At 74.0% G+C, this 11,205-nt stretch carries 9 protein-coding genes; 5 read left to right on the top strand and 4 right to left on the bottom strand.

All coding sequences use genetic code 11. The annotated features are described in order from the left end of the window. From RM780_RS22765 to RM780_RS22750, 4 genes are all read left to right on the top strand, one after another. On the top strand, positions 1-1,528 hold a 1,528-nt coding region (locus tag RM780_RS22765), incomplete at its 5' end, for an ABC transporter permease (RefSeq protein ID WP_311632717.1). A gap of 18 nt (positions 1,529-1,546) precedes the next feature. Continuing rightward, positions 1,547-2,593, top strand: a complete 1,047-nt coding sequence (locus RM780_RS22760; RefSeq protein WP_311632716.1) for an ABC transporter permease — start codon at positions 1,547-1,549, stop codon at positions 2,591-2,593. Beyond that, positions 2,593-3,822 (top strand): ABC transporter ATP-binding protein, encoded by a 1,230-nt coding sequence (locus tag RM780_RS22755; protein ID WP_311632715.1) that lies wholly within the window; start codon positions 2,593-2,595, stop codon positions 3,820-3,822. Before RM780_RS22760 ends, RM780_RS22755 begins: the two co-directional genes overlap by 1 nt. After that, on the top strand, positions 3,822-4,919 hold the full coding sequence (locus RM780_RS22750) for an ABC transporter ATP-binding protein (protein ID WP_311632714.1): 1,098 nt from the start codon (positions 3,822-3,824) through the stop codon (positions 4,917-4,919). Before RM780_RS22755 ends, RM780_RS22750 begins: the two co-directional genes overlap by 1 nt. A gap of 789 nt (positions 4,920-5,708) precedes the next feature. On the opposite strand, the gene RM780_RS22745 is transcribed toward RM780_RS22750, so the two are convergent. The 3 genes from RM780_RS22745 to clpB form a co-directional block, all read right to left on the bottom strand. Then, on the bottom strand, positions 5,709-6,005 hold the full coding sequence (locus RM780_RS22745) for an MTH1187 family thiamine-binding protein (RefSeq protein ID WP_311632713.1): 297 nt from the start codon (positions 6,003-6,005) through the stop codon (positions 5,709-5,711). Further along, complete coding sequence (locus tag RM780_RS22740; protein WP_311632712.1) at positions 6,002-6,583, bottom strand: type III secretion system chaperone family protein; 582 nt, start codon at positions 6,581-6,583, stop codon at positions 6,002-6,004. The genes RM780_RS22745 and RM780_RS22740 overlap by 4 nt, the downstream gene beginning before the upstream one ends. A gap of 199 nt (positions 6,584-6,782) precedes the next feature. After that, positions 6,783-9,401, bottom strand: a complete 2,619-nt coding sequence (gene clpB, locus RM780_RS22735) for an ATP-dependent chaperone ClpB (RefSeq protein ID WP_311632711.1) — start codon at positions 9,399-9,401, stop codon at positions 6,783-6,785. 200 nt (positions 9,402-9,601) lie between these two features. On the opposite strand from clpB, the gene RM780_RS22730 reads away from it, so the two are divergent. After that, positions 9,602-10,189, top strand: coding sequence for a Uma2 family endonuclease (locus tag RM780_RS22730; protein WP_311632710.1), 588 nt, complete (start codon positions 9,602-9,604; stop codon positions 10,187-10,189). 43 nt (positions 10,190-10,232) lie between these two features. On the opposite strand, the gene RM780_RS22725 is transcribed toward RM780_RS22730, so the two are convergent. Then, positions 10,233-11,021 carry a trypsin-like serine peptidase gene (locus RM780_RS22725; protein ID WP_311632709.1) on the bottom strand — a complete coding sequence of 263 codons (789 nt, stop codon included), beginning with the start codon at positions 11,019-11,021 and terminating at the stop codon, positions 10,233-10,235. Between the last annotated feature and the right edge of the window lie 184 nt (positions 11,022-11,205).

The following is an 11,205-nucleotide window of genomic DNA, read 5'->3' as shown; positions in this document are numbered from 1 at the left end:
CCCCTGGAGTTCGCACATGCTGGTCTTCATCGTGCGGCGCCTCTTCGTCTCCGTCTGGGTCTTCCTCGTCGCCTCGGTGGTGATCTTCTTCCTGGCGGTCAACGTCCGCGACCCGCTCGCCGAGGCGCGCGGCCTGCCGGACAATGCCCGGGAGAACCGCATCGCCGAGATCACCGAGCGCATGCACCTGGGCGACCCGGTGATCGTCCGCTACTTCCGCTGGCTGGGCGACGCCCTCACCGGCGACCTCGGGGTCAACCGCCAGGGCCAGTCCGTCAACGGCCTGCTGGAAACGGCGTTCTCCGCGACCCTCCAACTCGTCACCGGGGCCACGGTCCTGGCCATCGTCGTCGGCATCACCGTCGGCGTCGTCTCCGCGCTGCGCCAGTACACCGCGCTCGACCAGAGCGTCACCTTCGTCGCCTTCGTCTGCTTCTCGCTCCCGGTCTTCTGGATCGGCACCCTGCTCAAGCAGTTCCTGGCCATCGACTTCAACGACTGGCTGGCCGACCCCCGGATATCCCCCGCCTTCACCGTCGGCATCGCGCTGCTGACCGGGCTGGTCGCGGGCGGCCTGGTGGTGGCCGAACGGCGGGTGCGGCTGGCCGTGTTCGGCGTCACCGCCGTGGGCACCGGCGCGCTGCTGGCCGTGCTCTCGGCCACCGAGTGGTTCCTCGAACCGGGCCTGGGCCCCATCGTGATCGCCCTGACCGCCGCCGCCGGGGCCATCGGCTTCACCACCCTGACCGCGGGGCTCGAGTGGCAACGCCCGCTGTGGGCCGCGCTGATCGCCGCCGGCCTCGGGGTGGCGGCCTCCCTCGCGCTCGCCCCCGTGCTGGAGGACCCGCTGCCGGTCACCGTCCTGCTGCTGGCCCTGCTGACCGCCGCGGTCAGCTTCGGCGTCGGCCTCCTCGTCGGCGGCCCGGTCCACCGCAGGCCCGCCGTCACCGCCTCCGTGCTGACCGGCCTGTTCACCGGCGCCGTCGTCTTCACCGACCGGATGCTCCAGTCCTTCGACGACTACAGCGACTCGGTCAACGGCCGCCCCATCTCCACCGTCGGCGCCGAGACCCCCAACTACGAGGGCGACTTCTGGGAGAGCGGCCTGGACTCGTTCGGCCATCTCGCGCTGCCCACCCTGGCGTTGGTCCTGCTGTCCCTGGCGGCCTACACCCGCTACACCCGGGCCAGCATGCTGGAGGTGATGAACCAGGACTTCGTGCGCACCGCCCGGGCCAAGGGCCTGAGCGAGCGCGCGGTCCTCACCCGCCACGTGCTGCGCAACGGCCTCATCCCCATCACCACCCTGGCCGCCTACGACATCGGCACCGTCATGAGCGGCGCCGTGGTCACCGAGGAGGTCTTCGGCTGGGCCGCCATGGGCCGTCTGCTGCTGACCGGCATCGAACAGGGCGACCCCATGCCGATCATGGCCTTCTTCCTGGTGGCGGGTGGCGCCGTGGTGCTGTTCAACATGCTCGCCGACATCGCCTACGCCTTCATCGACCCCCGCATCCGGCTGTCGTAGCAGAGGAGTTGACACCTCATGACGCAGGACACCTCGCCGGCCGCGCGGGACGCGAGCCCGCCCGGCCCCGACCTCGCCAAGAGCCCGGCGGCGAACGCGGCGCGGGACGCCGCGGGCCAGGCCGCCGCGGCCGGCCTCACCATCACCGCCCGCTCCCAGGGCCAGTTGGTGCTGCGCCGCTTCCTGCGGCACCGCGGCGCGCTGGTCGGGATGGCGCTCTTCCTCTTCGTCGTCGCCCTGGCCGTCTCCTCGATCGGCGCGGGCCCCCTCCCCGGCTGGTGGGACAAGGACCCCACCACCACCGGCACCGTCACGTCCGGGGGCGAGCCGACCCTGTCGGTGTGGCCCGAGGCGTTCGGCGGCGGCGGGCTGCGCCTGGGCGAGCATCCGTTCGGCCAGGACAACACCGGCCGCGACTACTTCGCCCTCACCATGCGCGGGGCGCAGGTCTCCCTGCTGATCGCCCTCATCGTCGGCCTGGTCGCCACCCTCGTCGGCACCGTGATCGGCGCCGCCGCCGGGTACTTCCGCGGCTGGGCCGAGTCGGTGCTGATGCGGCTGACGGACGTGGTGATCGCCATCCCCGTGCTGCTGCTGGCGGGCCTGATCGGCGTCATGGTCGCCGACCAGGGCCTGGTGGTCTTCGCGTTCTTCCTCGGCCTGTGCCTGTGGACGCAGACCGCCCGCCTGGCCCGCGGCGAGGTCCTGGCGCTGCGGGAGAAGGAGTTCGTCGAGGCCGCCCGCTCGGTGGGCACCTCGGCCCCCCGGATCATCTTCCGGCACATCCTGCCGAACATGATGGGCATCATCATCGTGGCGGCCACCCTCGCCATCGCCAGCGCCGTGCTGACCGAGTCCGCCCTGTCGTTCGTCGGCCTCGGCGTCCAGCCGCCCGACACCTCGCTTGGCCGGCTGATCACCGACTACCGCTCGGCGCTGACCGTGCGGCCCTGGCTCTTCTACTGGCCTGGCCTGTTCATCGTCGCCATCGCCCTGTCGGTGAACTTCATCGGCGACGGCCTGCGCGACGCCTTCGACCCCCGACAGACCCGGGTGCGTGACTGATGTCCTCCCTGACCCCCGCGAGCCCCGCCGCCCCCGAGCCGCCGCCCGGCTCCCCCGTGGGAAACCCGGCCGCCGAGGCGGTGCTGACCGAGGCCGGCGAGGAGGTCCACACCGCCCGGACCCTCGCGGACGCCCGGCCCCCCGCCGAGGAGGAGATCCTGGCCGTCCGCGACCTCACGGTCTCCTTCCCCACCGACGACGGCCTCGTGCGCGCCGTCCGCGGCGTCAGCTACACCCTCCGCGCCCGCGAGGTCCTGGGCATCGTGGGCGAGTCGGGCTCCGGCAAGTCCGTCTCCTCGATGGCCGTGATGGGCCTGCTGCCGCGCGGCGCCCGCGTGGAGGGCAGCATCCTCTACCGCGGCCGGGACCTGCTGACCCTGCGCCCCCGCGAGCGGCGCTCGCTGCGCGGCCGGAAGATCGCGATGATCTTCCAGGACCCGATGACCTCGCTCAACCCCGTGCGTTCCATAGGCGACCAGCTCGCCGAGGCCGTTCTCGCGCACCGCCTCGTGCCGCGCAGGCAGGCCCTGGCGCGGGCCCGGGAGATGCTCGACCTGGTCGGCATCCCGCAGGCGGAGCGGCGTCTGGGCTCCTACCCGCACGAGTTCTCCGGCGGCATGCGGCAGCGGGTGATGATCGCGATGGCCATCATCAACGACCCGGACGTGATCATCGCGGACGAGCCGACCACCGCGCTGGACGTCACCGTGCAGGCGCAGATCCTGGAGAAGCTGCTGGAGGTCAAGGACGCGGTGAACGCCGCGATCCTGCTGATCACGCACGATCTGGGCGTCATCGCCGGCATGGCCCACCGCACGCTGGTGATGTACGCGGGCAAGCCGGTCGAAGTCGGCCGCACCGACGAGGTGTTCTACCGGACGCGGATGCCGTACACCGCCGGGCTGCTGGGCTCCCTGCCCTCCCTGGACGGGGCGCGCGGCGAGCGGCTGCGGCCCATCGGCGGCACCCCTCCCTCGCTGATCAACCTCCCGGCGGGCTGCCCCTTCTCGCCACGCTGCCCGCTGGCCGACGCGGCCTGCCGGGAGCGCGAGCCGGACCTGGTCCCGGACGGCGGCGACGCGGGCCACCTGGCCGCCTGCCACCACAGCGACCGGCTGGCGGCGGCCGAGGACCCCACCGCCTTCTTCGCCGCGGCGGCCTCCGCCCCGCCCGCGAACGACCCCGCCTCCAACGACACCGCCTCCAACGACACCGCCGAGGAGGCGTGATGACCACCCCCACCGCCCCCGCGCAGGCACCCGCCGAGGAGCAGACGGGCGAACTCCTGCGCGTCACCGACCTGGTGGTCCACTTCCCGGTCCGCGGCGGCGGCCTCGTCCGCCGCACCGTCGGCCACGTGCAGGCCGTCAGCGGCGTCTCGTTCGGCGTGGACCGCGGCGAAACCCTCGGCGTGGTCGGGGAGTCGGGCTGCGGCAAGTCCACCACCGGCCGGGCCGTGCTCCAGCTGATCCGGCCGACCTCCGGCTCCGTCCGCTTCGAGGGCCAGGAGATCACCGGCCTCGGCGGCGCGAGCCTGCGGCAGGTGCAGCGCCGCGCCGGCATGGTCTTCCAGGACCCCTACGCCTCGCTGAACCCGCGCCTGCCGGTGAACGACATCGTCGCCGAGCCGCTGAAGGTGGCCGGCCGGTGGCACGGCTCCGAGGGGCGGGCGCGGGTCGCCGAGCTGCTGGAGCTGGTCGGCCTGAGCCCCGAGCACGGCAACCGCTACCCCCACGAGTTCTCCGGCGGCCAGCGGCAGCGGGTGGGCATCGCCCGCGCCCTGGCTCTCCAGCCGCATCTGCTCGTGCTGGACGAGCCGGTCTCCGCGCTGGACGTCTCCGTCCAGGCAGGGGTGGTCAACCTGCTGGAGGATCTGCAGGACCGCCTGGGCGTGGCCTACGTGTTCATCGCGCACGACCTGTCCGTGGTACGGCACATCTCCGACCGGGTGGCGGTGATGTACCTGGGCAAGATCGTGGAGACCGGCACCCGCGAGGACGTCTACGAACGCCCCTCGCACCCGTACACGCAGGCCCTGCTGTCGGCGGCCCCGCTGGCCGACCCCGAGCGGGAGCGGCGGCGCCGCCGCACGGTGCTCACCGGGGACGTTCCCAGCCCGCTCGACCCGCCCAGCGGCTGCCGTTTCCGCACCCGCTGCTGGAAGGCCCAGGAGATCTGCGCGGCCGAGGAGCCGGCGCTGGTGGACCGGGGCGCGGGCCACCCCGTGGCCTGCCACTTCCCGGAGGTGGCCGAGGCGACCCCCGAGGGGCCGGGCGGCGCGGTCCATGAGGAGACCGCGGCGCAGGCGCCCGCGCCCCGGACCTGAGCCGCCGGGATGCAGGTCCCGGCGGCCCGTTGCGGCCGTGCGGGGCCGCGGCGGTGGTGCGGTAGTGGGGCGGTGATGCGGTGGAACCGCGGCGGCCTCGGGCCCCCCACGCTCGAGGCCGCCGCGGGATCAGGGGACCGGCGGCGGCCCGAGCGGGAGGGCCGCCCGCCGGGCGTCGCGCCCGCAGGCCCGGGGATCCGGGAGGTGCCCCCTTCCGAGGGCCGGCGCGGACGGCGCGGGGGAGGGCGGAGCCTGGGTGGACGGTGCGGACACGGCCGTCAGTCTCCCGGGGCGCGCTGAGAGGAGCCTTGACTGCCGCTGAGACGGCCCGCGCGGATGGTGCCCGGCCCCGCACAGACCGTCTCGATCCGGAGCCGGAAGCGTCTGCGGTCGCTCCCGGCTCCGGGCCCACCCCGGCCGCTCTCCTCCGCCGCGGACCGGTATCCCGGCCACTCCACGGCTGAGCCCAGGCCCCCCATCGGACTCCGGGCCGGGTTCCCGTCCGCGACGGCCGCTGGGGGCGGCCGACCGGAGACCAGCCCGCCGGTTTCGGTCTGGGCCGATTCCTTGACGCGTTCTGAGAGGCCAGGTCAGCGCCGCACAAGCGGCAGAATGCCCGGGTACGTCTGCCGCCGCGGACCCCGGAGAGCGCCAGAGAGGGCGCGGACGAGGGCACGGACCGGGGCCTCGTCCGCCGGGGCTGCGAGCCGGGACCGGACACCGCCCCCGGCCGCGTGGGCACGGCGAGGCGGCCGTGCCCCGCTGGGCACGGCCGCCTGGGTAGGGGGCTCAGTCCTCCGCGAGGAGGCGCTCGACGCGTTCGACCTTGGTGGTGAGGCCGTCGGTGACGCCCGCGCGGAGGTCGGCCTTCAGGACGAGGCTGACCCGGCCGGCGCGGGCCTGGACGGCGGCGACGGCCTCCCTGACCACGGCCATCACCTCGTCCCACTCGCCCTCGACGCTGGTGAACATGGCGTCGGTGCGGTTCGGCAGCCCGCTGGCGCGGACCACGCGCACGGCCTCGGCGACCTCCTCGCCCACGTCCTCCCCGGCGCCGATCGGCGTCACCGAGAACGCCACGATCACGCGGACTCCTCCGGGGCGTCCTCTCCGGCCCCGGCGGCCTCGGCGGCCGGGGTCTCGCCCTCCGGCTCGTCCGGCAGCCGCTCCGCGAGCCACGCGTCCAGCTCGCCGGCCGCGCGGATCCAGCCCGCGATGCTGGCGACCAGGTGCTCGAAGCCCACGCCCGCCGACAGCGGCAGCGTTGCGTCGCCCACGACGCGCACGGTCCCGTCGTCGCTGGTGTGGGTGTACGCCTTGGGCCAGGGGCGGGAGTGGTTCCACTCGTCCGTCAGGAGCAGCAGGCCGGCCTTGTCGTCCACGCCGTGCGCCCGCTCGTAGACGGCGCGCAGGGTGAGCGTGCGCTGCCGCTCCTCGCCGGTGAGCAGGAAGAACATGCGGTAACGCGCCCAGCGGGCCAGCAGGTTGCCCTGCGGGTCCTCCGCGAACTTGATGTTCATCTGGGTCAGCAGGAGCTTGACCAGGTCCGCGTAGGGCATGGACACGGCGTTGGTCCGGCGCCCCCCGGCGGCCTGCTGCGGCTCGCCCGGCTTCTCCTGCGGCTTGCCCCCGAAGTTCGGGATGGCGGATGGATCGACAGACACGGCTTGTCCTCCTGCGGCTTGCGGGCGTCGGGCATCGGGCGCGCAGGCCCATCCTCCCCCATGCCCGCCCGGGCCCGGCAACCGGACGGCCACCGGGCGGGGGCGGGCGGGAGAGGCGCGGGAGGGGCGGGCCCGCGGGCTCGGGCGAACGCCCGGCCAGGCGTTGCACCGGACGTTGCGCCGGGCGCCGCGCCGGCCGTTACGCCGGGCGTTCGGCCGAACGCTCCTCCGGCCGTTCGGCCGCGATGACCAGCCCGCCGTCGAGGGCGGCGTCCACCCGGACCGTGTCGCCGTCCCGGACCTCGCCCGCGAGGATCTTGCGGGCCAGCGGGTCCCCGATCGCCGTCTGCACCAGCCGCCGCAGCGGGCGCGCGCCGTACGCGGGGTCGTTGCCCTCGTCCGCGAGCCAGCGCAGGGCCGGCTCCGTGACCTCCAGCGTCAGCCGCCGGTCGGCCAGCCGCCGCTGGAGCGCGTCGGTCTGGAGCCGGGCGATCCGGCTCAGCTCCTCGCCGCCGAGCGCGCTGAAGACCACCAGGTCGTCCAGCCGGTTCAGGAACTCCGGGCGGAACGCCGCGCGCACCGCCGCCAGCACCTCCTCGCGCCGGTCGGCCGGCTTGGCGAGGGGGTCGATCAGGTGCTGGCTGCCGAGGTTGGAGGTGAGGATGAGGATGGTGTTGCGGAAGTCGACCGTGCGGCCCTGGCCGTCCGTGAGCCGTCCGTCGTCCAGCACCTGGAGCAGCACGTCGAAGACCTCCGGGTGCGCCTTCTCCACCTCGTCCAGCAGCACCACCGTGTAGGGGCGGCGGCGGACGGCCTCGGTGAGCTGGCCGCCCTCCTCGTACCCGACGTACCCGGGCGGGGCGCCGACGAGGCGGGCCACCGAGTGCTTCTCGGCGTACTCGCTCATATCGATGCGGACCATGGCCCGCTCGTCGTCAAAGAGGAAGTCGGCCAGTGCCTTGGCCAGCTCCGTCTTGCCGACGCCCGTGGGGCCCAGGAAGAGAAACGATCCGGTGGGCCGGTCGGGGTCCGCGACTCCCGCCCGGCTGCGCCGCACCGCGTCGGAGACGGCGCGCACGGCCTCGGTCTGCCCGATGAGGCGGCGGCCCAGCTCCTCCTCCATCCGCAGCAGCTTCTCGGTCTCGCCCTCCAGCAGCCGCCCGGCGGGGATGCCGGTCCAGGAGGAGACCACGTCCGCGATGTCGTCGGGGCCGACCTCCTCCTTGACCATCGTGTCGTGCTTGGCCTCCTCCTCGGCGGCGCTGGCCTCGGCCAGCTCGCGCTCCAGCGCGGGGATCTCGCCGTAGAGCAGCTTGGAGGCGGCCTCGAAGTCCCCGTCGCGCTGGGCGCGTTCGGCCAGGCCCCGGCTCTCGTCCAGGCGCTCCTTCAGCTCGCCCACGCGGTTGAGCCCCTGCTTCTCCTTCTCCCAGCGGGCGGTCAGGCCGCGCAGCTCCTCCTCGCGGTCGGCCAGCTCGCGGCGCAGCCGCTCCAGCCGGTCCCGGGAGGAGGCGTCGGACTCGCCGGCCAGGGCCAGCTCCTCCATCTTCAGGCGGTCCACGGCGCGCTGGAGCTCGTCGATCTCCACGGGCGAGGAGTCGATCTCCATCCGCAGCCGGGAGGCGGCCTCGTCCACCAGGTCGATGGCCTTGTCGGGGAGGAAGCGAGAGGTGATGTACCGGTCGGAGAGGGTGGCGGCGGCCACCAGCGCGCCGTCCGCGATGGACACCTTGTGGTGCGCCTCGTACCGGCCCTTGAGCCCGCGGAGGATCGCGATGGAGTCCTCGACGCTCGGCTCGGCCACCAGCACCTGCTGGAAACGGCGCTCCAGCGCGGCGTCCTTCTCGATCCGCTCGCGGTACTCGTCCAGCGTGGTGGCGCCGACCAGGCGCAGCTCGCCGCGGGCCAGCATCGGCTTGAGCATGTTGCCCGCGTCCATGGCGGACTCCCCGCCGGCGCCCGCGCCGACGACCGTGTGCAGCTCGTCGATGAAGGTGATGATCCGGCCGTCGCTCTCCTTGATCTCGGAGAGAACGGCCTTCAGCCGCTCCTCGAACTCGCCCCGGTACTTCGCCCCGGCGACCATCGCGCCGAGGTCGAGGGCGACCAGGCGCTTATTGCGCAGGGACTCGGGCACGTCGCCCTTGACGATCCGCTGGGCCAGGCCCTCCACGACGGCGGTCTTGCCGACGCCGGGCTCGCCGATCAGCACGGGGTTGTTCTTCGTGCGGCGGGAGAGGACCTGCACGACGCGGCGGATCTCCTGGTCGCGGCCGATCACCGGGTCCAGGCGGCCCTCGCGGGCGGCGGCGGTGAAGTCCGTGCCGAACTTCTCCAGCGCCTTGTACGTCCCCTCCGGGTCGGGCGAGGTCACCCGCTGCCCGCCCCTGGCCTCCTGGAAGGCGGCCAGCAGCTTCTTGTCGGTGGCGCCCTCGCGGCTGAGCAGCTCCCCGGCCTTCCCGCCCTTGGCGGCCAGGCCGACGAGCAGGTGCTCGGTGGAGACGAACGCGTCGCCCAGTTCGTTCGCCCGCTGCGAGGCGTCCGCGAGCACGGCCAGCAGCTCGCGGTTCGGCTGCGGCCGGGCCACGGAGGCGCCCTGCACGCTGGGCAGCGCGCCGAGCAGCCGCTCGGCGCCCGAGCGGAGCGCGGCCTGGTCGGCGTCCACGGCGGCGAGCAGGTCCTGGACGTTCTCGTTGTCCTGGCCGGTCAGCAGGGCCAGCAGCAGGTGCGCGGGCGTGATGTCCGGGTGCCCGCCGGTGAGCGCGCGGTCGTTGGCCGCGCTGATGGCGTCCCGGCTCCTGTTCGTCAGCTCGGCGTTCACTTCTGCGGTACTCCTCCGTCGTCCTGAGTCTGCCATCGACAACCTGCGATAAGTTGAGTCTATTCCACTCAAGCTTCTTCCGGAGGCCGCGCCGGGGGCCGAATCGTGGGCTTGTCCTCTTACGGGTGAAAACGATCTTCGCGCCCTCCTCGCATGCCGGCCACGGACGAGGCTGGCACCGACAGAAGAGAGGAGGCACCATGACTGTCATGGCCGCCGAGACACCCCTGCCGGTGCAGGAAGACGACCTCCTCGAAGAGGCCTTTCGGGCCCTGGAGACCCCGGAGGGTCTTCAGGCCGAGCTGATCGAGGGGGACGTCGTCGTGACCCCACCGCCGAGCGGTGACCATGAGAAGCACATCAGCCGGCTGGTGAAGCTGGTCCTGAAGCACTCGTCGACGGCCATGGACTTCTCCGGCCACAAGGGCCTGCTGCTGCCCCGAGCCGGCGGCTGCCCGCGGAACTACGTGATCCCCGACGCGACCTTCGTCCCCGAAGAGCTGGACGCCTTCGCGGCGGCGCCGCCGTGGATGGCGCCCGACGACGTGACGATGGTCGCCGAGGTGACGAGCAGCCATCCGGAGACCGACCGGCTCGTCAAGCGCCGCTGCTACGCCCAGGCGGCCATCCCCCTGTATCTGCTCCTGGACCGCGAGCAGTCCCTGGCCACGCTCTACAGCCAGCCCAAGGCCGCCGACTACAAGGGCGTCATCGCCGTCTCCTACGGGCGGCCCCTCCCGCTGCCCGAGCCCTTCGGGTTCGAGCTGGACACCGGCGAGTTCCTCTAGGGGCGCTCTCCCCTCGCCGCACGCCACCCGCGGCCGGCGCCGGTCAGCCCCCGGCGCGCGCCAGGAGTTCGCGGGCCGCCTCGGGGAAGGGGCGGCCGATGACGTCGCCGTGGCCGCTGCCGACGGACATGACGGCGATCAGCGTGCCGGAGCCGGCCGCCGGGTCCCAGTCGCGCAGCCAGGGGCCGCCGCTGGTGCCCGCGGTCAGGTTGCAGTCGCGCAGCAGCAGGCCGCCGAGGTTCGGCGTCTGCGCCTCGCCCTCGGTCAGCACGTCGATCTCGCCCTCGCAGGCGTGCAGCGTCTCGCCGTCGTAGGGCGCCGCCGCCGGGTACCCCAGGGCCGCGACCCGGCCCTCCTCGGGCACGGGCTCGAACGTCACCCGGTTCGCGCCGTGCGTCTCCTGCGCACTCCGCCCGCCGCGCCGCTCCAGCGTCAGGAAGGCGTAGTCGTGCGGCAGAACGTCCGTCATCCCGCCGGAGACGTCCCAGCCGTCCGGGGTGTGGAACGCCGCCACCCGCCACCCCTTGTCCCGGTAGTCGGCGGCGTCCCGGTGGTACCCGGGCACGAACCACACCTCCGAGGGCGGCTGAGGCTCCTGCGGGGTGCGCACGCAGTGCGCGGCCGTCGCCACCACGCTGCCGTTGGGGGCGTCCACGAGCGCGCCCGAGCACTGCCCGAGGCGGCCGTCCTCGGCCTCCCACACCAGCTTGCCCACCGTGGCCGCCGGCGCGTCCGGCCACGGGGCCGCCTGGGCGGCGGCCGGCCCGGCGGGGACGGCGACGAGCAGGGCGGCGGCGGCGAGGGCCGCCGCCGGCAGGCGCACGAGGGGCATGGCGACCACCTTCGGCAGCCCGGGCGCGCGCTGTCCACCCCCGCCACCCGATCGAGCGAGCCCGGCCCCGGGCGTTGACCCAGGCGGGCGCGCCCGGCGGCGGCGCGCCCGCGCGGGCGTGCAACGGGGGTGTTTCATGGGCCCATTGACGGGCGGGGCGGCGCCGGAGCAGCATCGGGCGCGC

Source organism: Streptomyces boetiae (assembly GCF_031845405.1).
Taxonomy (GTDB): domain Bacteria; phylum Actinomycetota; class Actinomycetes; order Streptomycetales; family Streptomycetaceae; genus Streptomyces; species Streptomyces boetiae.
The sequence above is the reverse complement of the archived record's forward strand: the minus strand, read 5'-3'. Positions and strand labels throughout refer to the sequence as shown.